Source organism: Streptomyces sp. NBC_00669 (assembly GCF_036226785.1).
In the GTDB taxonomy this organism is placed as follows: domain Bacteria; phylum Actinomycetota; class Actinomycetes; order Streptomycetales; family Streptomycetaceae; genus Actinacidiphila.
Genome location: NZ_CP109018.1, coordinates 3938155 through 3962311, shown reverse-complemented (window position 1 = coordinate 3962311; position 24157 = coordinate 3938155). Strand labels below are relative to the sequence as shown.

Annotated in this window: 19 protein-coding genes and 1 pseudogene; 12 read left to right on the top strand and 8 right to left on the bottom strand. The window is 72.6% G+C overall.

The genetic code is table 11. From position 1 onward, the window contains the following. The first annotated feature begins 303 nt into the window (after positions 1–303). Entirely contained in the window at positions 304–3060 is a 2757-nt protein-coding gene (locus OG896_RS16305) for a lectin (RefSeq protein ID WP_329366152.1), read from the top strand. A 304-nt stretch (positions 3061–3364) separates the two neighbouring features. Beyond that, positions 3365–4471 carry an alpha/beta fold hydrolase gene (locus tag OG896_RS16300; protein ID WP_329366150.1) on the top strand — a complete coding sequence of 369 codons (1107 nt, stop codon included), beginning with the start codon at positions 3365–3367 and terminating at the stop codon, positions 4469–4471. Here OG896_RS16300 and OG896_RS16295 read toward each other — a convergent pair. The 6 genes and pseudogenes from OG896_RS16295 to OG896_RS16270 all read right to left on the bottom strand — a co-directional run bounded on the left by OG896_RS16295 (position 4420) and on the right by OG896_RS16270 (position 10313). Continuing rightward, positions 4420–5031, bottom strand: coding sequence for an SRPBCC family protein (locus OG896_RS16295; protein WP_329366148.1), 612 nt, complete (start codon positions 5029–5031; stop codon positions 4420–4422). The genes OG896_RS16300 and OG896_RS16295 overlap by 52 nt on opposite strands. A 155-nt stretch (positions 5032–5186) precedes the next feature. Then, a pseudogene (locus OG896_RS16290) lies at positions 5187–5486 on the bottom strand (ArsR/SmtB family transcription factor); the annotation flags it as partial. A gap of 162 nt (positions 5487–5648) precedes the next feature. Beyond that, on the bottom strand, positions 5649–6989 hold the full coding sequence (locus OG896_RS16285; RefSeq protein ID WP_329366144.1) for a hypothetical protein: 1341 nt from the start codon (positions 6987–6989) through the stop codon (positions 5649–5651). A gap of 912 nt (positions 6990–7901) precedes the next feature. After that, a complete protein-coding gene (locus OG896_RS16280; RefSeq protein ID WP_329366142.1) occupies positions 7902–8930 on the bottom strand; it encodes a helix-turn-helix transcriptional regulator in 1029 nt (342 codons plus the stop codon). Positions 8931–8948: 18 nt separating this feature from the next. Continuing rightward, entirely contained in the window at positions 8949–9404 is a 456-nt protein-coding gene (locus OG896_RS16275) for a tellurite resistance TerB family protein (protein ID WP_328467618.1), read from the bottom strand. A 333-nt stretch (positions 9405–9737) separates the two neighbouring features. After that, positions 9738–10313, bottom strand: a complete 576-nt coding sequence (locus tag OG896_RS16270; protein ID WP_328467620.1) for a TerD family protein — start codon at positions 10311–10313, stop codon at positions 9738–9740. 141 nt (positions 10314–10454) lie between these two features. Between OG896_RS16270 and arfB the strand changes: the two genes are divergently transcribed. Beyond that, positions 10455–10880, top strand: coding sequence for an alternative ribosome rescue aminoacyl-tRNA hydrolase ArfB (gene arfB, locus OG896_RS16265; protein ID WP_328467622.1), 426 nt, complete (start codon positions 10455–10457; stop codon positions 10878–10880). 131 nt (positions 10881–11011) lie between these two features. Here the strand turns inward: arfB and OG896_RS16260 are convergent, their stop codons facing one another. Beyond that, positions 11012–11524 carry a flavin reductase family protein gene (locus tag OG896_RS16260; RefSeq protein ID WP_328467624.1) on the bottom strand — a complete coding sequence of 171 codons (513 nt, stop codon included), beginning with the start codon at positions 11522–11524 and terminating at the stop codon, positions 11012–11014. 336 nt (positions 11525–11860) lie between these two features. Between OG896_RS16260 and cdgB the strand changes: the two genes are divergently transcribed. The 4 genes from cdgB to OG896_RS16240 all read left to right on the top strand — a co-directional run bounded on the left by cdgB (position 11861) and on the right by OG896_RS16240 (position 17044). Then, positions 11861–13519 (top strand): diguanylate cyclase CdgB, encoded by a 1659-nt coding sequence (gene cdgB, locus OG896_RS16255; protein ID WP_329366137.1) that lies wholly within the window; start codon positions 11861–11863, stop codon positions 13517–13519. 271 nt (positions 13520–13790) lie between these two features. Beyond that, on the top strand, positions 13791–14993 hold the full coding sequence (locus OG896_RS16250) for a sensor histidine kinase (RefSeq protein ID WP_329374058.1): 1203 nt from the start codon (positions 13791–13793) through the stop codon (positions 14991–14993). A 159-nt stretch (positions 14994–15152) separates the two neighbouring features. Beyond that, positions 15153–15881, top strand: coding sequence for a response regulator transcription factor (locus OG896_RS16245; protein ID WP_329366135.1), 729 nt, complete (start codon positions 15153–15155; stop codon positions 15879–15881). Between the two features lie 185 nt (positions 15882–16066). Continuing rightward, positions 16067–17044 (top strand): quinone oxidoreductase family protein, encoded by a 978-nt coding sequence (locus OG896_RS16240; RefSeq protein ID WP_329366133.1) that lies wholly within the window; start codon positions 16067–16069, stop codon positions 17042–17044. A gap of 139 nt (positions 17045–17183) precedes the next feature. On the opposite strand, the gene OG896_RS16235 is transcribed toward OG896_RS16240, so the two are convergent. After that, a complete protein-coding gene (locus tag OG896_RS16235) occupies positions 17184–18323 on the bottom strand; it encodes a threonine aldolase family protein (RefSeq protein ID WP_329366132.1) in 1140 nt (379 codons plus the stop codon). Positions 18324–18495: 172 nt separating this feature from the next. Between OG896_RS16235 and OG896_RS16230 the strand changes: the two genes are divergently transcribed. The 5 genes from OG896_RS16230 (at position 18496) to OG896_RS16210 (ending at position 24122) form a co-directional block, all read left to right on the top strand. After that, complete coding sequence (locus tag OG896_RS16230; protein ID WP_443057057.1) at positions 18496–19386, top strand: Rossmann-like and DUF2520 domain-containing protein; 891 nt, start codon at positions 18496–18498, stop codon at positions 19384–19386. Continuing rightward, entirely contained in the window at positions 19383–20255 is an 873-nt protein-coding gene (gene panC, locus OG896_RS16225) for a pantoate--beta-alanine ligase (RefSeq protein ID WP_329366130.1), read from the top strand. The genes OG896_RS16230 and panC overlap by 4 nt, the downstream gene beginning before the upstream one ends. Beyond that, the gene (locus OG896_RS16220; RefSeq protein WP_329366128.1) at positions 20252–22153 is read left to right on the top strand and encodes an L-aspartate oxidase; all 1902 of its coding nucleotides are present in this window, start codon (positions 20252–20254) and stop codon (positions 22151–22153) included. The genes panC and OG896_RS16220 overlap by 4 nt, the downstream gene beginning before the upstream one ends. Before the next feature lie 175 nt (positions 22154–22328). Continuing rightward, entirely contained in the window at positions 22329–23318 is a 990-nt protein-coding gene (gene nadC / locus OG896_RS16215; protein WP_443057252.1) for a carboxylating nicotinate-nucleotide diphosphorylase, read from the top strand. Positions 23319–23324: 6 nt separating this feature from the next. Then, the gene (locus OG896_RS16210; RefSeq protein ID WP_328467641.1) at positions 23325–24122 is read left to right on the top strand and encodes a type III pantothenate kinase; all 798 of its coding nucleotides are present in this window, start codon (positions 23325–23327) and stop codon (positions 24120–24122) included. Positions 24123–24157: the final 35 nt, after the last annotated feature.

Here is a 24157-nt window from a genome sequence, read left to right as displayed (position 1 = left end):
GTGCCCCCAACCCCGCCGCGAATCCCGCCGCGAAGCCCCACCCCCTCATTGGTCCGACCGCTTGCACGGGTCATTGACGTGTTCCTGCCGCGTGGCTAACTTCGCCGAGAGCGCTCTCCTCTCGTCGGCGTCCTTGGGCGCCCCTGAGCCCCGGAGTCCCCCCATGTACGCACTCGCATCAGCACGCGTTCCATCTCCGTATGGCCTGACAACGTTGTCGGATCTCGCTTATCACTCCGGAGTCGCGCTCCTGTGGAGCCAGACAACGATGTCGAACTCACGAGCAGAGGAGAAGTACCCGCGATGACACGACTGTCGAGACCACCCGGAGCGGCCGTGATCGGCGTGCTCGCGGCTGCGGCGCTGGCCGTGGCCGGGATGTGTACTCCCGCGTCGGCGGCCGGGAAGGCCGCGCTCGTCACGTCGCCGGCCACCCTGGTCAACCCGTTCATCGGGACTTCGAACCAGGCCGACGACTTCCCGGGCGCCGACGTGCCGTTCGGCATGGTGCAGTGGAGCCCGGACACGCCGTCGCGTCCGTCCGGTGGTGGTTACGAGTACAACGACTCGACGATCACCGGTTTCAGCCTCACCCATATCGCCGGGCCCGGCTGCGGTGCGGCCGGTGACGTACCGGTGCTGCCCACGGTGGGTGCGGTGAACACGGGCGCGACGGACGCGTTCTCGCACTCCAACGAGTCGGCGTCCGCTGGGTCGTACAAGGTCACGCTCAACAATCAGGTGACCACCGAGCTGACCGCTACGACGCGCAGCGGGATGGCGCGCTTCACGTTCCCGTCCAGTACCCAGTCCAACCTGGTCTTCAAGCTGAACGGCAGCCAGAACGGCGACACGTCGACGCAGTTCACCAAGGTCTCGGACACCGAGGTGAGCGGTCAGGTCACCAGCGGGCACTTCTGCGGCGCGGGCAACACGTACACCGTGTACTTCGACATGGTCTTCGACCAGCCGTTCGCGTCGCAGGGAAGCTCGGTCGTGAAGCCGTCGGCGACCGCACCCGCGACGTCGGGCAAGACCTCCAAGAACGCCGCCGAGAAGCCCAACAAGCCGGTGCTGCACGGCAAGGCGCCGAAGGCCGCGACATCGAAGTCGCCGGACGCTGCCGCGTCGAACGGGTACGTCACGTTCAACACCACGTCCAACCCGGTCGTGCAGGCCAAGGTGGGTGTGTCGTACGTGTCGGTCGCCAACGCGGTCGCCAACCGCACGGCGGAGAACAGCGGCTGGGACTTCGACGCGACCCGCACCGCCGCGCAGGGCTCCTGGAACAGCGCGCTCGGCAAGGTGCAGATCGCGGGCGGGACCTCCGCGCAGCAGCAGAGTTTCTACACCGCGCTCTACCACTCGCTGCTGCACCCGAACGTGATCAGTGACACCAACGGCCAGTACTACGGCTTCGACGGCAAGACGCACACCGTGGACTCCGGCCACAGCGCGGCGTACGCCAACTACTCCGGCTGGGACATCTACCGCTCCCAGGCCCAACTCGAGGCGCTGGTCGACCCGCAGGCCGCTTCGGACACCGCGCAGTCGATGGTCGACGACTACGCGCAGACCGGGATCTTCCCCAAGTGGTCCGAGGACAACGGCGAGTCGTACGTCATGGTCGGGGACCCCGCGGACGCCATCCTCGCGGACTACCACGCCTTCGGCGCCACGAAGTTCGACACCGCCACCGCGCTGGCGGACATGGTCGCTCAGGCGAGCAAGACCAACAACGACCGGCCGGGCCTGAACTACCTGAACTCGCCCGGATACATGCCGCACGACGGCAGCTACGGCTGCTGCAACTTCTACGGCCCGGTGGCCACGACGCTGGAGTACAACACCGCCGACTTCGCGCTCTCGGCCTTCGCCGGTGCGCTCGGCGACACCGGCAACCAGAAGACGTACGCCAATCGCGCGCAGGACTGGCGCAACGTGCTCAACCCGGCGTCCGGCTTCGTCGAGCCGCGCAACGCGGACGGCTCCTGGACCGGCGGCTTCGACCCCACCAGCGGCACCGACATGGTCGAGGCCGACTCCTGGATCTACACCGGGATGGTGCCGTTCGACATCGGCGGCCTGGCGAAGGCCAAGGGCGGCAACGCGGCCATGAACGACTACCTGGACACCACGCTGCGCAGCTTCACCGGTGACGACGGCTACGCCTGGGTCGGCAACGAGCCCAGCATCGAACTGCCGTGGGAGTACGACTACACCGGCGCGCCCTACAAGACGCAGGGCACAGTGCGGGCGATCCAGGACCAGATCTGGGCGAACACCCCCGGAGGGCTGGCCGACGGCAACGACGACCTGGGTGCGATGAGCGCCTGGTACGTCTGGGCCGCGCTCGGCATGTACCCCGAGACTCCGGGCACGTCCGATCTGGCCCTCGGCTCACCGCTGTTCACCCAGGTCGTGGTCACGCTGCCGTCCGGCAACACGCTCACGATCAACGGTAACGGCGCCGCCGACAACGCCCCTTACGTGCAGTCCGCGACGTGGAACGGTACGGCCTGGAACAACGCCTACGCCCCCACCACGGCGATCACCGCGGGCGGCACGCTCGACTACACCCTTGGCACCACCGCCAACACCTCCTGGGCGACGGCGGCGTCCGCGGCCCCGCCGTCGTACGCCGGTGACACCACGGCGCCGGTCTCGCCGAAGATCGGCCCGATCGCCGCCGGGGTGGGGTCGAACCTGTGCGTGGACGACGCGACCTCCGGTACCGCCGACGGCACCCACGTCCAGATCTGGGGCTGCGACGGCACCTATGCGCAGGACTGGATCGTCGCCGCCGACGGCACGCTCCGGACCCTCGGCAAGTGCCTGGACGCCGACCACAGCGGGACCACCAACGGCACGCTGATTCAGCTGTGGACCTGCAACGGCAGCGGTGCCCAGCAGTGGACCGCGGGCTCGAACGGATCGCTGGTCAACCCGGAGTCCGGGCTGTGCCTCGACGACCCGAACTCGTCCACGGCCAACGGTACCCAGCTCCAGTTGTACGGCTGCAACGGCTCGGCGGCGCAGAACTGGAAGGTGCCGAGCTGAGCCGCACGCCCGCACCCGCACCCGCACCCGTATAGCGCCGTCCGCTCGCCCTGTACGTCGGACGGGCACGACGTGCACCGCGCCCCCGTGCGTCCCGTCCCACCGGTCGGGTCGCACGGGGGCGTTCTCGCGCGCCCGCGGGATACGCGGTCGGCTCGGACCGGCGCGCCGAGGAGGTCGATGCCGACCGCGTACGGCTGGCACTGGCGTACGTCGGCGGCGCCCGCCCGGGGGTGCCACCGAGGGGGCCCGACCGTGATAGGGATGCAGTTCGCCCTGCCCGAAAAACCAGGAGTGTCCCGGTATGACAATCGCTACGACGCGGGCCGCGCTGCCCGGCCAAACGGGTCCCGGCCAAACGGGTCCCGGGCAACCGGGGTTCGGGCGGCCGGAACCGGAGCGACCTGACCGCGAACTGCCCGACCGCGAACCGTCCGACCGCGAACCGTCCGACCGCGAAGCATCCGGGTGCGTCGGCCACCGCGGGGTCGAGGAACGCGAACTCAGCGCCGACGGCTTCCGTTTCGTCTCCCGGGTCGCCTGGTGCGAGCACCCGAGCACCGAACCGTTCCTGATCCTCGGCGGCTCCTCCCAGGACCGGCTGTCCTGGACCCGGTTCGAGCGCGCGCTGCTCCCGCTGGGCCATGTGATCACCATCGACCTGCCCGGATACGGCGGCGCCGCCTTCCTGCCCGCCCGGCACGGCATCGACTTCCTCGCCGACGCGGTGCTCGGGACCCTCGACGACCTCGGGGTCTCCCGGGCGAACCTGCTGGGCGCCTGCTTCGGCGGCGCGATCGGGCTGCGCTTCGCCCAGCGCCACCCCGATCGGGTACGGCGGCTGATGCTGGTCGGCATGACCAGGGACCTGCCGAAGGACTACACCGACTGCGTGCCGCGCTGGATGGCGATGCTCGCCGAGGGCCGCAGCGACGACATCGCCCGCGAGCTGGTGGACCGCTTCATGTCCCCGCCCGGCACCGGGACCGTACGGCGGTACGCCGCCGTGTCCCGGCTGCTGTACCGGCAGTTCGCCGGGCGCAGCGCCGAGGAGGTGCGGATGGACGTGGAGCACAACCACCGTCTGATGTCCCACGACTGGTACGTGCCGCGGCCGGCGCCCCGCGTGCCCGCGCTCGTGCTGACGGGTGAGCACGACACGCTGACGCCGCCCGCCATGGGCCTGGCCGCCGCGCGTTGCCTGGAGGGTGCCTGGTTCACCACCGTCAAGGAGGCCGACCACCTCCTGCCGGTGGAGCGCAGCGACGAACTCGGCGACCTGATTGCGCGGTTCTGCACCGACCGGGCGATCGACCCGCTGCCCTACTGCCACCCGGCGACCTTCGTTCCCGCGGCGGGTCAGGAACTGCCGGGGAACGGGGCGCCGTTGGGCATGCCCGCCGCGACGTAGGCGTCGTAGCGCCGCTGCCAGGTGGGCGGCGGGCCGCTGCGCCGCTGCCGCGCGGGCCGCTCGCCGGATCGTCGGTTCGCCGCCGCGCCGGCCGCTTCACCTGCTGCTTCGCCCGCTACCGAGCCCGCGGTCTCGCTCGCCGCTCGGGCGTCGAGGGCGGCCAGGCACAGGTCCCAGCCGGCCGCGTTGCGCGCCGCCGCGTCCGGGCTCTCCAGGAAGTCGGTGAGGGTGAGGCGGGTACGGGCGCCGTCCAGCCGGGTCAGGTCGAACCGCAACTCGTCGCCGCCCCAGGTGAAGGCGAACAGGTGCGGCGGGTCGACCGCGGTGACCTCGCCGGTCAGCACCATGTCCGGCATGTTGGGGTCGCCGGCGAAGGTGATCTCGCCGCCCACCGCCAGGTCGACGGTGATCCGGGGGAACGGGAACCAGTGCGCCAGTTCGGTCGGTTCGCTCACCAGCGCCCACACCCGGTCGATCGGGTGGTCGTAGACACGCTCGAAGCGGACCGCGGACCGTCCGCCGTCCAGTTCGAGGTAGCTGCCGGGGTCGATGACGTTCATGGCTGCTTCCTGTCTCTCGGTTGCCTCGGTTGCCTCGGTTGCCTCGGTTGCCTCGGCGGTGTCGGGCGTGCCGGTCGCGTCGGTGGCGTGAGCGGAGCCCGCTCCTCGGGATCGGCCGCAGCCGGCGCGGACCGCTCGACGGAACCCGCGTGCGCCTCGTCCAAGCGGCGGCCGAGCGCGTCCAGACTCCGGTTCCACAGCCGCCGGTACGGTGCCAGCCACGCGTCCAGCTCCGCCATCGGCGCGGGCTCCAGGGCGTACACCCGGCGCTGCGCGTCGACCTGCACGCGGACCAGTCCCGCCTCGCGCAGCACCCGCAGGTGCTTGGACATGCTGGGCTGGCTCAGCCCGCACCGTTCGGCCAGTTCGCCGACGGGCTGCGGGCCGGTCAGCAGCCGGCCGAGTATCGCCCGCCGGTTCTCGTCGGCGAGCGCGCCCCACACCGCGGTGTCCATACGACCTAATATTCCCCATCGGGTATATAACCGTCAAGGCATACGCGAGCCTGGCCGCGCCGCCCGACCGCTGGATCGCCTGACCGCTGGATCACCCGTCCGCGCGCCTGACCGCCCGCCCGGCCAGCCGTCCGCCCGACCGCCCGCCCGCCCGGCAGGGCGTTACGGCGCCGCGCAGTCCCTGGTGTCAGTGCCGCCGTTCTTCCCCGGCGTGACCGCCATCGCGGCCAGGTAGGTCCCCTTCTTCGGCAACTGGCCCTTGGGAACCTTGAGCACGTGGCCGTGCCCTGACCAGTGCCGTCCGGCCAGTGGGTCGACCAGGGTGACGGTGGTGGCGGTGGTGGGGCCGACCACCGTCAGCCCGCCCGCATCGGTGACGCAGCCGATGGAGACCGCGGGGGCGTAGCGACCGGAAGTGTCGTAGTTCGAGCCGAGGTCGGTGTAGACCGACGCCTTGTCGATGCCGACCTCCAGCAGTCCACTGCGGGAGTCCTCGCCGTAGTCACCGCCGGAGGGATACGAGACCTTCTGCTGGACCACTGCCACCTCACCGTCGGGGGAGGTGGTGCCGTGCCACTCCTGGGTCCACTCGACCTCCGAGGCCGGGGGATCTCCCTCGTCCATGCCGGACGTCCCGCACAGCAGATCTCCGGCCATCCGGCGGATGTAGGGCTGGTCGAGCGGCGCCGGCCCGGCGGGTCCGGGCAGATCGGCGTTGGACGGCGCGTACGTGAGGCTGACCGCGTACGGCCAGCCCGGGGCGTAGACGAAGGTGACCTTGCGGGGCTTGCCCAACGACGTGTCATCGGCCTGGATCAGCGCACCGATCCCGCAGTCGCTGTGCATGTCGACGATGTGCTGGCCCCCGACGGTGGTCGACCGGTAGCCGAACGGGGGGACAGGGGCGCTGAGTCCGTCGGTGACCTTCAGGGGCCGCCAGCCGAGATCCTTGCCGTCGAAGCCCTCGACCTGGACGTGGGTCAGCCACGGCGGTATGGCCAGCGGGAAAGGCGCGCCCGACTGGTGTTCCCAGTTGAGCGCGAGCGGTGGACTGAACAAGGGAGTGTCGTCCCAGGGCGCGGGCGCGCGGTAGACGATCTTCTCCGACCCTGCTCCGGGGCCGCTTTCGTACTGCAGCAGTTCGCCGCCGGTCGACACCAGGGTCACGTGGGGGAGATGCGGCACCGTGCCGGAGAACAGGATCTCGCCGCTCGGGTGGTGGTTGTCGTAGACGAGGGGGGTCTGTGAATCGGGCCTGAAGTCGGGGTAGTTGACCCAGGAGTGCGGGCCGAAGCCGTTGGAGAGCAGGATCTCCATGGCCGCGTGCCCCGGGCCGCGGTCGTTCGGCCGGTTGCCGAGCGTCGGCCAGGAGGACACGCCCTGGTGGGCCTGTGCGGCGGTCACCGTGACCGGCTGCGAGGCCGCCACCTGTGGTGTGTACGTGTGGTCCGGCGGCGCGGCGAACCATCCGCCGCTGAACGCCCCGGCCACCACGGCCGCCACCGCCACCCCTGCGGTCCAACGCGGGTGCCGGCGCCACCACGTGGAGCCTGAGCCGAGGCCGGGGTCGGGATCAGAGTCGGGGCCCTCCGCGCCGGAATCGTCCGGGCGGGAATCCCCTGAGCCCGAATCCCCTGGGCGGGAATCGTCTGAGCCCGAATCCCCTGGGCCGGAATCGCCCGGGCCGGAATCCCCGGAACCCGATTCCTCGGCCGTCTCCGCAGCCGTCTCCTCGGCCGTCTCCGCAGCCTTGTCCGCCGACTCTTCCATCCGCTTCATCTCCCCCACGACCGCGGTGCCACCGCGCTCTCCGACGATGAGTGACGGCGGGACAGCGCCTGGTGGTTCCCTTCCCCCGCCAAGTCTCCACCGGAGTCCCGGCTGCCGCATCGTCGTCACAGACGCGGGTTCGGGTGTCCATATTGGTACGTGTCGCTTTTTGGACAAGGCTGCCCGTCGAAGGACGAAATCCCTGGTCGTGGTGGGGTTGGAGACGTGCGTCCGGGATGGAGGAGGCCAAACGCAGCTAGGCATCCCCTGGCTTGTTCGGATATCAATTCAGTACGGCACCTCGCGGCGTGACTCCCCGCCTCCCGAAGGTGCCGAGGCGCCTTGGCGCCGCCGGCCGCGGTTTCCCCGTATTGCTGTGGCCGGGTGCCGCCGAGGGCACGACCGGTCTGCTCGCCCGGTCGCCCGGGGGGGAGTCCTCGGCGGACGTCATGGGGGCCGACCGGCCCAACGGCCCCCAGTGCCGCTCGTTCCCGCGCGTCCACCGCACGGGAACGAGCGGCCGGACAGCCGGCCCACCCAGGCGACTCGCCCGCCACAGCCCCGGCCACAGCCCCGGCCACAGCCCCGGCCACAGCCACAGCCACCGCCGCAGCTACAGCCACCGCCGCCCCCGACTCGGCCGACTCAGCCGACGGCCACGCCGGACCCGCTCCGGCTCGGCGGCAGCACCCGTGCCAAGCCCTTGTCCTGCCCGAGCTTCAGGCCCGCCTCGAAGCGGCTTCCGGCGTGCAGCCGGTCCATCAGTTTCGCCACCGCCCGCTGCACGGTGCGACGGTGCACGCCCATCTTGCGGGCGATCTGGTCGTCGCTCAGACCGGTGGCCATCAGCCGGATCACCACCCGCTCCTGCGGGGTGAAGACCGACGTGTCGGTGCCGGAGGAGGCCGCGTCCGCCAGCGGGACGGCGCGCAGCCAGTAGTCCTCGAAGATCACCTGGAGGGGCCACACCAGTTTGGTGCTGCGGACCAGCAGCATCGGCGAACCACCGGGGTGATCGGGATTCGCCGGCAGGCAGGCCACCTCCCGGTCCTGGAGCAGGATGTCGAACGGCGCGTGGTCGAGGAGCCGGACCGCCACGCCGAGGCCGGACAACCGCTCCAGGTACCGGAGGTGCTTGGACGACTGGAGAACGGCCTCCGGGTATATCGCGCGCAGCCGCACACCCCGCTTGAGCATCTGGGTGTCCTGCTCGATGGACAGCTCCAGCAGCTCCATCGGCGGCATGGGACCCGGGTGCAACGAGTCGGCGCTGGTCTGGGCGATCGCGTTCATCGCGGCGACCATCCGCACCTTCGCCCGGGGGTCCGTGATGGACTCGATCTCCACCTTGTTCGACACGCGCTCGACGGCGGGCCGGTAGACGTAGAGGAGGGCCTGGGTGGCCCGGTACAAGGACTCGGCTCGGCTCGCGTGGTCCTCGGCGGCCCGGTGGTACACGTCCATGGCGCGCACCAGCGCGGTGTCGGGCTCCACGGGCTCCAGTTGGCCGTCGGGGCGCCCGTGGACCAGGCCGAGTTCGGTCAGCCGCCCCAGTGCCGCGGTGGCCCGCTCCTGGTCGAGGTCGGTCGCGCGGCCCATCTCGCCCGGCAGTGCGCTGCCCAGTTGGCGCAGCGCTTCGTACACCGCCAGCGCCTGTTCCTCGTCATCCGGCATCCACCGGCCCTCCCCGCGTCAGAGGTCGAACTCCGCGGGGTTGAGGCCCACCGCGAAGCACGCCTCGCGTACCACTCCCTGCTCGGACTTGTCGAACACGCCGTCCGCGCCGCCGATGACGATACCGATCTGGATGACCGCCCGTGCCTCGGTAGGCTTCTTCTGCACCTTGGCGATCTCCTGGAGCACGGCCACCTTGCCGAAGTCGAAGTCCGCGGCCAGCCGGTCGAGGTAGTCGTCGAAACGGCGCTGGAGGTCGGCGGCCGGGAAGTTCTGCAGGACGTCGTTGCTCGCGATGAGCGAGGCCACCCGGCGCCGCTCCTCGGGCGCGACGCTGCCGTCGGCCGCGGCCACCAGCGCGCAGATCGCCATGCTGGCGTCGCGGAAGGCGCCGCTCTTGAGGTCGTTCTTCTTCGCGTTGAGCTGTGTCTGCATGCCCTGGGCGGATTCCTTGAAGCGGTCCCACAGTGCCATGGCGTCTCTCCTGAGCGTGTGTCGGTACGGGGCCGCGCTGCGGTCGTACGGTTCGTCGCTGTTCCCTACCGAGAACTCATCGGAAGCGTAAAGGAGTTCCCAAGGACGGCAGGCCGATCATGCGACCGATCGGTCCGATCGGCCGACTGCTCCGCCGAACCGCGCCGCCGGCCCCCCATGTTCGCTGAGGGCGAACACGCGGACGGCTCCCGTCGCACCGGAGATGCCGGGCGGGGGAGCCGTCCGCGGGTCCGCCGAACCGCTGAGCGCGGCCAGGGGTCGAGCGGTCAGAGGTCGAGCGGTCCAGACGTCGAGCGGTCGGACGTCGAGTGGTCAGAGGTTGACGCCGAAGTCGCTCGCGATGCCGACCAGGCCGGAGGCGTACCCCTGGCCGATGGCGCGGAACTTCCACTCCGCCCCGTTCCGGTACAGCTCGCCGAAGACCATGGCGGTCTCGGTGGCGGCGTCCTCGCTCAGGTCGTAGCGCGCGATCTCGGCGCCGCCGGCCTGGTTGAGGACGCGGATGTAGGCGTTGCGGACCTGGCCGAAGTTCTGGCTGCGGGTCTCGGCGTCGTAGATCGAGACCGGGAAGACGACCTTGTCGATGTCGGCCGGCAGCGCGGCGAGGTTGACGTTGATCTGCTCGTCGTCGCCGTCGCCCTCGCCGGTGACGTTGTCACCGGTGTGCACGATGGACTGGTCGGGGCTCTGCTTGTTGTTGAAGAAGACGAAGAAGCCGTCCGAGTAGACCTTGCCGGTCGCGTTCACCGCGATCGCGCTGGCGTCGAGGTCGAAGTCCGTGCCGGTGGTGGTCCGGACGTCCCAGCCGAGGCCGACGGTGACGGCGGTCAGACCGGGCGCCTCCTTCGTCAGTGAGACGTTGCCGCCCTTGGTCAGGCTTACCGCCATGGGAAGTCCCCTTTGTGTGGTCGTAGGTGTTCCGGACGAAACTACCGTCACCCGTCTGAACGCCAAGGGGGGTTCGTACGGTTCCGATCCGGCGGGGAAATCCCCGTGACGCGGAGGGGGTGGTGGCGGGATCATGGAGTCATGCCCGGGCCACTGATCATTCGCGGCTCGGTCTCCGTTCCGGAGGCCGAGCTGATGTGGCGTTTCTCCCGCTCGTCCGGGCCCGGCGGCCAGCATGTGAACACCAGCGACAGCCAGGTCGAGTTGCGGTTCGACCTCGCGGCCAACGAGTCGCTGCCGCCGGTGTGGCGGGCGCGGGCGCTGGAGCGGTTGTCGGGCCGCCTGGTGGGCGGGGTGCTCACGGTGCGGGCGTCGGAGCACCGCTCGCAGTGGCGCAACCGCGAGACGGCCGCGGCCCGGATGGCCGCGATCCTCGCGCAGGCGACCGCCCCGCCGCCCAAGACGCGCCGCCCCACCCGCATCCCCCGGGGGATCAACGAGAAGCGGTTGCGCGAGAAGAAGCAGCGCAGCCAGACGAAGAAGGGCCGCGGCGGCGCCTGGGACTGAGCGGTTCTGGACCGAATCGTCCGGCGACCCGGCCGTCCGGCGACCCGCCCATCCGGGACCCGGCTATCCAGGACCGGCCGTCCGGGACCCGGATGGCCAGGACCCGGCCCCGCCCGCCGCCAGGTGAGCAATCAGGAGAGGAAGCGGTAGCGGCCGCGGAAATAGGTGAGCGGGCCGCCCTCGGCGCTCGGCGTGCGGGCGGTCAGCACCCGGCCGATGACGAGCACATGGTCGCCCGCGAGCACATGCTGCTCGGTCTCGCACTCGAGTATCGCCAGGGCGCCGCCGAGGATGGGGGCGCCGGACGCCTCACCGCGGTAGTAGGACACGTCCTCGAACAGCAGCCGGTCGCTGATCCGCCCGCGCATCGCGAACCGCCCGGCGATGTGCCGCTGGCTCTCGCTGAGCACGGACACCGCCCACCGGGGCTGCCGGTCGAGCAGCTCCTCCATCCGCGACCCGACCCGCACGCTGGCCAGTACCAGCGGCGGTTCGAGCGACACGGACATGAACGCGGTCGCGGTCATGCCGACGTCCTCGCCGCGCGGCCCGTCCTCCGGGTCGTGCGCGGTGATGAGGACGACGCCCGCGGACAGGCGTGTCATGGCGGCGCGGAAGTCATCGGTGCTGACGGTCTGACCCATGGTGGTCCCAGGATGCCGTCCAGGCGGAGTGTGAAGCACGTTTCCCTACGTTACGGGCCGGTAGGAAGGCGTCGCATCGGGCTGCGGTCCCATCCCGCGCGGGTATCGGGTCCTAGGACCGGTGCTCTACGTTCTGTACTCAACTGCCTACCTGTGGGTGTGACTTGAGTCACAAGCGGCAGGAATTGTTGACCCTGTGTACCGACTGGACAGCTCGCTGTGATTCAGTGGCGTTGTAATTGGAAGACTGTGAATTACGACGCGGTCGCTACGGCGACCGGGGCATGGGAAACCTCGCTGGAGTTGCCGCCGGACCCGTGGGGAGGGCACTAGGGCATGGACACCGAGTCGGAGCCGTATGTCCGTCTCGCGACCCTGCGTCAGCTCCATCAGGTCGTGGCGGACCTCAACACCGCGCGCAGCCTCGCGGACGCGCTCCAGGCGGTCGCCGACGGAGTGGTCCGCGGCCTGGGGTACGAACTGGCCGCCGTGAACCTGGTCCGGCCCGACGGCGACCTCGTGGTGGCCGCGTTCGCCGGGAGCGCGGCGGGCGAGGCGCTGCTGTCCGGGCGGGTCGGCTCGCGCGCGTCCTGGGACCGCCGGCTGGCCATGGGCGAGCAGTGGGGCACCCTGCGCTTCATCCCGCACACCGAGGGCTGGGTGCTGATCGACGACGACGTGCCGCAGTGGCACACCGAGGGCCCGCTGCCCCGCTTCCCCGACGAGTGGCACCCCGGCGACCGCCTCTACGCGCCCATGTACGCCTCCCAGACGGTCGGCAGCGAGCTGATCGGGGTGATATCCGTCGACCGGCCCACCAGCGGCCGCCACCCCGGTCCCTGGGGCTGTGAGGCCCTCCAGATGTACGCCTTCCAGTCCGGCATCGCGATCAGCAACGCCCGGCTGCGGGCGAACATGCAGCGCGCCCTGGTCCGGCTGGAGCGCGACCAGCAGGCGCTGCGGGCGAGCGAGGAGAGCTTCCGGCAGGCGTTCGAGTACGCCCCGAGCGGCATGGCCATCGCCGAGATGGGCGGCGACCAGCACGGCAAGCTGCTGCGCGCCAACGACGCGCTCTGCCGCCTGCTGGGCCGTTCCGCCTCCGTGATGCGGCGCTACTCCTTCTCCGACCTGGTGCACCCCGAGGACGTCGGGCTGCTGCTGCGCACATCCGCCGAGGGCGGCCGGGCCGAGCTGCGGCTCGCGCGGCGCGACGGCAGCTACGTATGGGTAAGCCTGCGCAACTCGGTGGTCGCCGACACGACCGACGGGCCGCGGTTCCTGCTCACCCACGTCGAGGACATCGAGGAGCGCAAGAGCCGCGAGCTCCAGCTCGCCCACCGCGCCAGCCACGACTCCCTGACCGGGCTGCCCAACAGCGCGGAACTGCGGTCCCGGCTGTCCGCACGGCTGTGCTCGCACCCGCAGGAGCGCGGCCCCGCCGACCCCTCGGGGCTGCCCGCCGAGCCCGAGGGCGGCGACGGCTTCGCCTTCAGTTACGGCTACGGGCCCGACGAACTGGCCGCGCCGCTCTCCTTCGACTCCCACGTCCACACGGTCGCGCCCGACGAGGGCGACGAGGAAGCGGCCGGCAAGGGGCTCGCCGTGCTCTTCTGCGACCTCGACGGCTTCAAGTCCATCAACGACCGGTTCGGGCACCACACCGGCGACGCCGTCCTCATCGAGGTCGCCCGCCGTCTCACCGGGGCCGTCCGCGACGGCGACACCGTCGCCAGGCTCGGCGGCGACGAGTTCGTGGTCCTCGCCGACGGGCTCGCCCCGGCGGACGCCACCGACCTCACGGTGCGGCTGCGCAACGCGATCATCCCGCCCATCCGCGTGGACGGCCGCGCGGTCCGGGTCGGCGCCTCCTTCGGCATCGGCTGGGCCGGCTGCGGCATGACCGCGGAGGAGGTCCTGCACTCCGCCGACCAACGCATGTACGTCGAGAAGCGCGCGCGCTCCACCTCCCGCCCCAACCACCGCCGCGCGGGCTGAGGGCGCCCCCTCCCCGGGGCAGGGCTGCCCAGGCGGGCGGACGGCCGCCGTCCAGGGGCGTGGGGAACTCCCCCCGAGGATGTGCCCCCAGCGCCCCTGGTGGGGCACCGTCGCTCCGGGAGCGGGGCACCCTCTCCTCGGGAAGAGGGCACCGCCGCCCGCGGGGGCGCCCCGGAAGCGGCCGACCCGACCGGAGGTCCACCTTGGGGAGTAGCGCGGATCGCTCTGGGGGCTGACCCCGCGACGGGTTGCCATGCCTACGCTGGGTTATGTGCAGCGCGTCTACGACTTTTTCCGCCGACACCCGACGTGGGTCGACAGCTTCTGGGCCGTCGTCCTGCTGGTGTCGTGCGCGCTGTGGGTCGTCGTGGACAGCACCCCTTCGAGGCCGGCCCGCCTCGCCGCGATCCCCTTGTCGTTCGCGCTGGCCGCCGTCGTCGCACTGCGCCGCAAGGCCCCGGAGCGGCTGCTGCTGCTCGCGGTGGCCGTCGGTCTGCTGCAACTCCTCCTGGACGTGCACGCCAACCCGGGCAACTTCGCCTTCCTGGTGATCATCTACACCTGCGCGTCGAACGGCGCGCGCTGGTCCTCCCGGCTCGCCCTGATCGGCGGCCTGGCCGCCGCGCCGGTGTCGATGCTCCGCTGGCCGCCGCACACCGAGTACTCCACGATCTGGACCACGCTGCTCCAGACCTTCTTCCTGACCGTGATCTTCGCGCTGTCCTGGGTGGTCGGCGACCGCCTGCGCACCCGGAAGGCGTACTACGCCGAGCTGGAGGAGCGGGCCGCGCGGCTGCACCGGGAGCGCGAGGCCCAGTCGAAGGCGGCGGTGGCCGCCGAGCGGGCCCGTATCGCCCGGGAACTGCACGACGTGGTGGCGCACAACGTGTCGGTGATGGTCGTCCAGGCCGACGGCGCCGCGTACGTGCTGGACGCCGCGCCGGACCAGGCCAAGCAGGCCCTCTCCACGATCTCGACCACCGGACGGCAGGCGCTCGCCGAGATGCGGCGGCTGCTCGGGCTGCTGCGCGCCGGGGACGACGCGGGCGGCGAGTACGTCCCGCAGCCCGGCGTCGACCAACTCGCGGACCTTATCGACCAGGTGCGCGGCGCCGGCCTGCCGGTGCGTTTCGAGGTGGCCGGGCAGGCCCGCCCGCTGTCCAGCGGCGTCGAGCTGACCGCGTACCGCATCGTGCAGGAGGCGCTGACCAACGTGCGCAAGCACGGCGGCGACGGCGCCAGCGCCAGCGTGCTGCTCGGCTTCGGGGACGCCTCGCTCGACCTGCTGATCGAGGACGACGGCCGGGGCGCGCGGCGCGAGCTGTACGCGCAGGGCGGCCGGGACGGCATGGGCCAGGGGCTGATCGGCATGCGGGAGCGGATCGGCATGGTCGGCGGCACCCTCACGGCGGGGCCGCGCCCCGGCGGCGGTTTCCGGATCAGCGCGGTGCTGCCGCTGCGCGGCGCCGGATGACTCTCCCGGCCGCTGCCGCCCCGTCGCGCCCCTGCTGCCCGCCGGACCCCGCCGCCGCCCCCGTGCGCCCCGGGCACCGGCGGCGGCCCCTGACGGTCCCCTGACCGCCGCCGCGGCACCTCGCGACCCCACCACCCGACCACGAAAGGACCCCGACCGATGGCGATCCGCGTCATGCTCGTTGACGACCAGGTGCTGCTGCGCACCGGCTTCCGGATGGTGCTCGCCGCCCAGCCGGACATGGAGGTCGTGGCCGAGGCGGGCGACGGCGCCGAGGCGCTTGAGGTGCTCCGGCACACCCGGGTCGACGTGGTGCTGATGGATGTGCGGATGCCCCGGATGGACGGCGTGGAGGCCACCCGCCGGATCTGCGGCGGCGACCGCCACACGGACCGCGGCGCGGCCCAGGACGCGGCCCGCGCCGGGTCGCCCGCCGTGCCCCGGGTGCTGATCCTGACCACCTTCGACCTCGACGAGTACGCCTTCACTGCGCTCAAGGCGGGCGCCAGCGGGTTCATGCTCAAGGACGTGCCGCCGGACGAACTGCTGACCGCGATCCGCGCGGTGCACAGCGGCGACGCGGTGGTCGCCCCGAGCACCACCCGCCGGCTGCTGGACCGTTTCACCCCGATGCTGCCCAACGCGGCGGAGCCCGCCGGCCACCCCGGGATCGACCGGCTCACCGAGCGCGAGCGCGAGGTGCTGCTGCTGGTCGCCCAGGGCATGTCCAACGGCGAGATCGCCAGGAAGCTGGTGCTGTCCGAGGCGACGGTCAAGACCCATGTCGGCCGCATCCTCACCAAGCTCGAACTGCGCGACCGGGTACAGGCGGTGGTGCTCGCCTACGAGTCCGGCCTGGTGCGCGCGGGAGGCGGCGGCGCGCAGTGAGCCTCCAGTGCGGTGATCTTCCGGTGAAGGTCGGGAACAAGCAGGCGGCACAGGGGAGTTCCCAGGGAAGAATGCACTCAGTTCACACCGGCACAGCGGCAACACCCGACCAGGTACGGACCGACCGTAGGCGCCGCGCCCGCAGCACCTCGGCGCGGTGGCCGACCAGCTAGGGGGAGCACCACATGCGCGCCATCGTCATCGAGGAGTTCGGCGGACCCGAGGTACTCACCCTCGTCGACGTGCCCGAACCACGCCCGGGGCCAGGCCAGGTGACCATCGACATCGCCTACGCCGGGGTCAACTTCGCCGACATACTGGCCCGTTCCATCGGCTACCGGGTGGCGGAACTGCCCTTCCGCCCGGGCCTCGAGGTCTCCGGCCTGGTCCGCGAAGTCGGCGACGGCGTCAGCGAGTTCACCCCCGGCCAGGAGGTCGCCGCCTTCCTCGACGGTGGCGGTTACGCCGACGTGGTGGTCGCCCCCGCCTCCGCCGTCTTCGTCCTCCCCGGCGGCATCGACCTGCGCACCGCCGCCACCCTGCCCAGCGTGCTGCCGACCGCGTACGGCCTGCTGCACGAGGTGGCCAGGCTCCGCGAGGGCGACACCGTCCTGGTGCAGAGCGCGGCCGGCGGGGTCGGCACCGTCGCCGGCCAGCTCGCCCGGGCCGGCGGCGCCAGCGCGGTCTACGGGGTCGTCTCCAGCCTGGAGAAGGCCGAGCACGCCCTCAAGTCCGGTTACGACCAGGTGTTCACCATCGACACCTTCGACCAGGAGGTGCTGGCCGCGACCGGCGGCCGCGGTGTGGACATCGCCCTCGACCCGGTCGGCGGCGAGACCTTCCGCCGTACGAAGGCGGTGGTCGCGCGGTTCGGCCGGCTGATCTCCTTCGGCAACGCCGGGGGCGCCGAGCCGTGGCGGATCGGCGCCGAGGACGTCATGCCGACGGCCCTCACGGTGGGCGGCTTCTCCCTTCTCGGGCTGGCCGCCGCCGATCCGGCGCTGCTGCGCGTGATGGCCGACCGGGCGTTCCACACCGTCACCGAGGGCGGGGTGGAGCTGCCGGTCAGCGCGGAGTTCGGCCTGGCGGACGCCGCGCAGGCGCATGTGCTGGTCGAGTCGCGGACCAGCACCGGCAAGCTGCTGATCCGGGTGGCGGACTGATCCGGCCCGGTGGGCGGGGCCGACGACGAGGCCGGCCGACGAGGCCGCGCGGCCTGGGGCGCCACCGGGCCGGACCGTATGGACATGGGGGTCATACGGTCCGGGAGCCCGGGTTCGCCCGGCCGTTCCGAACGGCCGGTCAGCCCAGCCGTTCGGCGAACGCCGCCGCGGCCGCGCGGATGTCGGCGTCCGTCCAGTCGAGGGCGGACCCGGCCACGGAGACCTCGGTCATCGACAGCCCGGGCGGCCCGGGTTCCATGAAGCGCCGCAGGCCGAAGAGGCTGATCCCGGTCTCTTCGGCCATCCGCAGCCCGGCGTCGTCCAGCGCCTCGGCCGGGTACGGCAGCCACAGCTGGAACTCGTGGGTGTGCGGCTCGGCCGGGTGCACCCGCGGCAGCGTCACCCCCGCGTCCGCCAGACCCTCGCGCAGCGCCCGCGCCACGGTCTTCGCGTGCGCGACGTACTCAGGCAGCCGCGGCAACTCCCGCTCCAGGCCGGCCAGCGCGGACAGCACCGCCGGGAACTGGTGCGCGAGCCGGCCGCCGTAGCGGTGCTGCCACGCCTTCGCCTCCGCCACGAAGTCGGCCGAGCCGGCGAGCGCGGCGCCCGAAAGCCCCCCGAGCGACTTGTAGAAGCTCACGTACACGCTGTCGGCGAGCGCGACGATCTCCGGCAGCGTGTGGCCGAAGTGCGGTGCGCACTCCCACAGTCGGGCGCCGTCGAAGTGCACGACCGCGTCGCGCTCGCGGGCGGCGGCCACGGTCGCGCCCAGCTCCTCCCAGGTCGGCAGCACGAACCCCGCGTCGCGCAGCGGGAGTTCCAGCATCAGGGTGCCGAACGGCTCCTCGAAGTCGCGTACTTCGGTCGCGTCCGGCAGCCGCGGGGCCCTCGTCGGGTGCACCGTGCGCAGCCCGCTCACCGTGCGCAGCGCGTCCCGCTCGTACATCTCCGGGTGCGCGAGCGGGTGCAGGGCGACCGTGGGGTTCCCGGTCCGGCCGGCCCACGCCCGCAGGGCCACCTGCTGGGCCATCGTGCCGGTCGGGAAGAACGCGGCGGACTCCATGCCGAGCAGGGTGGCGACCCTCGCTTCCAGTTCCTCCACCACGCCGTTCCCGTACAGGTCCGCGGGGGCGTCCAGGTCCACCCCCGCGGTGGTGGCGTCCTCGCTGAGCCGTGCGGTCCACTCCCGCAGCGTGCGGTCGTGGCCGAAGGCCAGCACCCGCGAACACGCTTCCACGGCAGCGCGTCGCCGGGCCCGTAGTTGTTCCGTCGTATCCATCCCCCGATTCTGCTCTGCCGTGACCGGACCCCCCGGGCGCCCCCGTCCTGCCGGCCGGGGGACCGGCCGCCCACCGCGGGGCCCTGTGACGAAGGGGACGGGGGCGCCCGGGGGTCAGGGGCACCCTGTTCGCGTAAGGTTGACGAGAAGGGGGTCGCCGAGGCTGGGAGGCGTGGTGGAGGAGAAGCCGGCGAGGCTCACCGTGGGCGTGGTGGGTGCGGGGCGAGTCGGCCCCGTACTGGCCGCCGCGCTGAAGCTAGCGGGGCACCACCCCGTGGCCGCCAGCGGAGTGTCGGAGGCGTCCCGCCGCCGCGCGGAAGCGCTGCTGCCGGGCGTGCCACTGGTGGAGCCCGCCGAGGTGCTGGCCCGGGCTGACCTGGTGCTGCTGACCGTCCCGGATGACGCGCTGCCCGCGCTGGTGCGCGGCCTGGCCGAGACCGGCGCCGTACGACCGGGCCAGCTCCTGGTGCACGCGTCGGGGCGGTACGGCACCTCCGTACTGGAGCCCGCGCTGCGTGCCGGGGCGTTGCCGCTCGCGCTGCACCCGGCGATGACGTTCACGGGCACGCCCGTCGACGTGCAGCGCCTGGCCGGCTGCTGCTTCGGCGTCACCGCGCCGGGCGAGCTGCGTACGGCCGCGTTGGCGCTGGTCATCGAGATGGGCGGCGAGCCCGAGTGGATCGAGGAGTCCGCCCGCCCGCTGTACCACGCGGCCCTCGCGATCGGCGCGAACCACCTGGTCACGCTGGTCGCCCAGGCGATGGACCTGCTGCGGCAGGCCGGCGTGCAGGAGCCGGGCCGCATGCTCGGCCCGCTGCTGGGCGCCGCGCTCGACAACGCGCTGCGCTCGGGCGACGCCGCCCTCACCGGCCCGGTGGCCCGCGGCGACGCCGGCACGGTCACCGCCCACCTGACCGAACTGCGCACCCACGCACCGGAGACCGTCGCGTCGTACGTGGCGATGGCCCGCGCCACCGCGGACCGCGCGCTCGCCAACGGAATGCTCAAGGCCGAATACGCGGAGGCGCTGCTGGGCGCCCTCGCCGACGGGGGGACCCGATGACCCGACTCGTCCACCACGCCCGCGACCTGGCCCCCGCCGCGGCCGTGGTCATGACGATGGGCGCGCTCCACGACGGCCACGCCGCCCTGATCCGTGCCGCCCGCGCGCACGCCGGCAGCGGCGTCGTCACGGTCACGGTCTTCGTCAACCCGCTCCAGTTCGGGCCGCACGAGGACCTGGACCGCTACCCGCGCACCCTGGAGGCCGACGTGAAGCTCGCCGAGGCGGCGGGCGCCGACTTCGTCTTCGCGCCGGACACCGACGAGGTGTACCCGGGCGGCCCGCCGCAGGTGCGGATCACGGCCGGCCCGATGGGGGAGCGGTTCGAGGGCGCGTCCCGGCCCGGCCACTTCGACGGCATGCTCACGGTCGTCGCGAAGCTGCTGCACCTGACGAACCCGCTTCCGCCGGGGCCCGGGGTGACGCCGACCGCCGCGTTCTTCGGGCAGAAGGACGCCCAGCAGCTCGCGCTGGTCCGCCGGATGGCCACCGACCTGAACTTCCCGGTCGACATCGTCGCCGTGCCGACCGTCCGAGAGGGCGACGGCGTGGCGCGCTCCAGCCGCAACCGCTACCTGTCCGAGGCCGAGCGGATCTCGGCCCGCGAGCTGTCCCGGGCGCTGTTCACCGGCCGTGAGGCCGCCCCGCGCGGCCCGCAGGCGACGGTGCGCGCCGCCCGCGCGGTCCTGGACGCCGCCGCTTCGGCCGAACCTCCGGTCGAGCTGGACTACGTCGCGCTGATCGACCCCGCCACCTTCACCGAGGCCGCGCCGGACCACACCGGCCCCGCCGTGCTGGCCGTCGCCGCCAAGGTCGGCGGCACCCGTCTGATCGACAACCTCCCCCTGGAGTTCGGAGCCCCCGAATGACCACCTCCTCCGCCGGTTCCGCCGGCCCCGGCGACGCCACCGGCATACGCCTGCACGCCCCCGCCCCCGGCTGGTCGCTCGACTCCGACGTGGTCGTGGTCGGCTCGGGTGTGGCGGGGCTGACGGTGGCGCTGCGCTGCGCCGCGGCCGGCGCGAAGGTCATCGTGGTGACCAAGGCGCATCTGGACGACGGCTCCACCCGCTGGGCGCAGGGCGGCATCGCCGCCGCGCTCGGCGACGGCGACACCCCGGCCCAGCACCTGGACGACACCCTGGTGGCGGGCGCGGGCCTGTGCGACGAGGACGCGGTGCGGGTCCTGGTCACCGAGGGCCCGGACGCGGTCCGCCGGCTGATCGCGACCGGCGCCCACTTCGACACCGACGCGGCCGGCACGATCCTGCTCACCCGCGAGGGTGGCCACCACCGCCGCCGCATCGCCCACGCGGGCGGTGACGCGACCGGCGCCGAGGTGTCCCGCGCGCTGATCGCCGCGGTGGTGGACGCCGGGGCGTCCCACCCTCAGGACCAGGCCGCCGACACGGCTCCGGTGGCTGCCGCCGCCGGCACGGATACCGCAGCCGCTGCCGATGCCGATGCCGCTGCCGAGGGGAGCATCGAGTTCGTCGAGAACGCCCTCGTGCTCGACCTGCTCACCGACGCCCAGGGCCGTACCGCCGGCGTCTCCCTGCACGTGATGGGCGCGGGCGCCCGGGACGGCGTGGGGGCGGTGCGCGCGGGCGCGGTCGTGCTGGCCACCGGCGGGATGGGGCAGGTCTTCTCCGCGACCACCAACCCCGCTGTGTCCACCGGCGACGGTGTGGCGCTGGCGCTGCGGGCCGGTGCCGAGGTGAGCGACCTGGAGTTCGTGCAGTTCCACCCGACCGTGCTGTGGCTGGGCGCGGACGCCGAGGGCCAGCAGCCGCTGGTGTCCGAGGCGGTCCGCGGCGAGGGCGCGCACCTGATCGACGCCGAGGGCGTGCGCTTCATGGTCGGGCAGCACGAACTGGCCGAGCTGGCGCCGCGCGACATCGTCGCCAAGGGCATCATGCGCCGGATGCAGGAGACCGGTGCCGAGCACATGTACCTCGACGCCCGGCACTTCGGCGCGCGGATGTGGGCCGAGCGGTTCCCGACCATCCTGGCCGCGTGCCGCGCGCACGGCATCGACCCGGTCACCGAGCCGATCCCGGTCGCGCCCGCCGCGCACTACGCGTCCGGAGGGGTGCGCACCGACCTGCGCGGGCGGACCACCGTGCCGGGCCTGTACGCCTGCGGCGAGGTCGCCTGCACCGGCGTGCACGGCGCGAACCGGCTCGCCTCCAACTCCCTGCTCGAAGGGCTGGTCTTCGCCGAGCGGATCGCCGCCGACGTGATGGCGGGCACCCGGCCCGTGCCGGGCGAGCCGGTTCCGCCGGCCCCCGCCGACGCCCCGCTGCTGGCCTCCGAGGCGCGCTACGAGGTGCAGCGGATCATGACCGCGGGCGCCGGCGTGCTGCGCAGCGCGGACAGCCTCGCGACGGCCGCGGGCGCCCTGGAGCGGCTGCACACCGCGGCGGTGGAGGCGTACGACCGGGACGGCAAGACCGCGGAGCCGTGCGTGGAGACGTGGGAGGCGACCAACCTGGGCCTGGTGGCCCGGGTGCTGGTGGCCGCCGCCCGGCGCCGCGAGGAGACCCGCGGCTGCCACTGGCGCGAGGACCGGCCCGACCGCGACGACCGCGACTGGCGCCGCCACCTGGTGGTCCGGCTCACCCCGCACGGCACGTTGGACGTCCGCGCCACCGACGGCCCGGCCCTGCCGGCCACCCGTCCCGGCCCGCTTCCGGCGGCGGTCACCCCGGCCGCCGGGATCGGGGATGATGGGGCCGCCCCCACCCTCCGGCGGACCCGGCCGTGAGAAGCGGACGAAGCCGTGGGACGCGGTGGCACGAAGCGGCCGTGGGACGCGGCAGCACGCACGAGCAGTGGACGAAGCAACGCCCGCAGCAACGCACGCAGCACACGAAGGAGCTTCCGTGACACCCCCCGCTGGCCCCGTGGGCCCCGATCGGCCTCAGCCCGTCGCCCTCCCGCTGCCGACGCTCGGCCCGCCCCCCGCCGACTCCGCGGGCGGCTGCGGTGACGGCTGCGGCTGCGGCGACGCCCACGACCCGTACGACCTGGACCCGCTGGAGTGCGGCCTCGACCCGGACCTCGCCGCGCTGATCATCGACGCGGGCCTGGACCCCGTACAGGTCGAGGACATCGCGCACATGGCGATCGAGGAGGACCTCGACCAGGGCGTGGACGTCACCACGGTGGCGACCGTGCCCGAGGAGGCGTTCTCCACCGGGGACTTCACCGCGCGGGAGGACGGCACCGTGGCGGGGCTGCGGGTCGCCGAGGCCGTGCTGTCGGTGGTGTGCACCGACGAGTTCGAGGTGGAGCGGCACGTCGAGGACGGCGACCGGGTCACCGCCGGGCAGAAGCTGCTGACCGTACGCACCCGCACCCGCGACCTGCTCACCGCCGAGCGCAGCGCGCTGAACCTGCTGTGCCGGCTGTCCGGCATCGCCACCGCCACCCGCGCCTGGGCCGACGCCCTGGCCGGCACCCAGGCGCAGGTGCGCGACACCCGCAAGACCACGCCGGGCCTGCGCGCGCTGGAGAAGTACGCGGTGCGCTGCGGCGGCGGCGCCAACCACCGGATGTCGCTGTCGGACGCGGCCCTGGTCAAGGACAACCACGTGGTCGCCGCAGGAGGTGTCTCGGCGGCCTTCAAGCTGGTCCGCGAGGAGTTCCCGGACGTGCCGATCGAGGTCGAGGTGGACACCCTGCACCAGGTCCGCGAGGTGCTGGAGGCCGGCGCCGACCTGATCCTGCTGGACAACTTCACGCCCGCCGAGACCGCCGAGGCGGTCGCCATCGTCGGCGGCCGGGCGCTGCTGGAGTCCTCCGGCCGGCTCACCCTGGACACCGCCCGCGCCTACGCCGACACCGGGGTGCACTTCCTGGCGGTCGGCGCGCTGACCCACTCGTCCCCGATCCTCGACATCGGCCTCGACCTGCGAGCGGAAGCGTAGAGGCGGATGCTGCTCACCATCGACGTCGGCAACACCCACACCGTGCTCGGGCTCTTCGACGGCGAGGAGATCGTGGAGCACTGGCGGATCTCCACCGATCCACGGCGCACCGCCGACGAGTTGGCGGTCCTGCTGCAGGGCCTGATGGGCATGCATCCGCTGCTCGGCGACCTCGGCGACGGCATCGACGGCATCGCGATCTGCTCCACGGTGCCGTCGGTGCTGCACGAACTGCGCGAGGTGACCCGGCGGTACTACGGCGACGTGCCGGCGATCCTCGTCGAGCCCGGCGTGAAGACCGGCGTGCCGATCCTGGTCGACCACCCCAAGGAGGTCGGCTCCGACCGGATCATCAACTCGCTCGCCGCGGTGCACCTCTACGGCGGCCCGTGCATCGTGGTGGACTTCGGCACCGCCACCACCTTCGACGCGGTCTCCTCGCGCGGCGAGTACGTGGGCGGCGCGATCGCCCCCGGCATCGAGATCTCCGTCGACGCGCTCGGCATGCGCGGCGCCCAGCTCCGCAAGATCGAGCTGGCCCGGCCGCGCAGCGTCATCGGCAAGAACACCATCGAGGCCATGCAGTCCGGCATCCTCTACGGCTTCGCGGGACAGGCCGACGGGATCGCCGAGCGGATGGCCCGCGAGCTGGCCGACGACCCCGACGACGTCACCGTCATCGCCACCGGCGGCCTCGCGCCCCTGGTGCTGGGCGAGGCGTCCCTCATCGACGCGCACGAGCCCTGGCTCACCCTCATCGGCCTGCGGCTGGTCTACGCCCGCAACGCCCCGCCGACCGCGTAGCCCCGCCGACAGCCCTGCCGCCCGCGCAGCCGCGC

Excerpts from the sequence above, each read along its gene's own strand:
- OG896_RS16260 (WP_328467624.1), bottom strand. The coding sequence starts at position 11,524 with ATGGGTCAGACCGTCAGCACCGATGACTTCCGCGCCGCCATGACACGC.
- OG896_RS16235 (WP_329366132.1), bottom strand. The coding sequence starts at position 18,323 with ATGGATACGACGGAACAACTACGGGCCCGGCGACGCGCTGCCGTGGAA.
- panC (WP_329366130.1), top strand. The coding sequence starts at position 19,383 with ATGACCCGACTCGTCCACCACGCCCGCGACCTGGCCCCCGCCGCGGCC.
- OG896_RS16305 (WP_329366152.1), top strand. The coding sequence starts at position 304 with ATGACACGACTGTCGAGACCACCCGGAGCGGCCGTGATCGGCGTGCTC.
- OG896_RS16300 (WP_329366150.1), top strand. The coding sequence starts at position 3,365 with ATGACAATCGCTACGACGCGGGCCGCGCTGCCCGGCCAAACGGGTCCC.
- OG896_RS16220 (WP_329366128.1), top strand. The coding sequence starts at position 20,252 with ATGACCACCTCCTCCGCCGGTTCCGCCGGCCCCGGCGACGCCACCGGC.
- OG896_RS16280 (WP_329366142.1), bottom strand. The coding sequence starts at position 8,930 with ATGCCGGATGACGAGGAACAGGCGCTGGCGGTGTACGAAGCGCTGCGC.
- OG896_RS16210 (WP_328467641.1), top strand. The coding sequence starts at position 23,325 with ATGCTGCTCACCATCGACGTCGGCAACACCCACACCGTGCTCGGGCTC.
- OG896_RS16295 (WP_329366148.1), bottom strand. The coding sequence starts at position 5,031 with ATGAACGTCATCGACCCCGGCAGCTACCTCGAACTGGACGGCGGACGG.
- OG896_RS16275 (WP_328467618.1), bottom strand. The coding sequence starts at position 9,404 with ATGGCACTGTGGGACCGCTTCAAGGAATCCGCCCAGGGCATGCAGACA.
- OG896_RS16240 (WP_329366133.1), top strand. The coding sequence starts at position 16,067 with ATGCGCGCCATCGTCATCGAGGAGTTCGGCGGACCCGAGGTACTCACC.
- arfB (WP_328467622.1), top strand. The coding sequence starts at position 10,455 with ATGCCCGGGCCACTGATCATTCGCGGCTCGGTCTCCGTTCCGGAGGCC.
- OG896_RS16245 (WP_329366135.1), top strand. The coding sequence starts at position 15,153 with ATGGCGATCCGCGTCATGCTCGTTGACGACCAGGTGCTGCTGCGCACC.
- cdgB (WP_329366137.1), top strand. The coding sequence starts at position 11,861 with ATGGACACCGAGTCGGAGCCGTATGTCCGTCTCGCGACCCTGCGTCAG.
- OG896_RS16270 (WP_328467620.1), bottom strand. The coding sequence starts at position 10,313 with ATGGCGGTAAGCCTGACCAAGGGCGGCAACGTCTCACTGACGAAGGAG.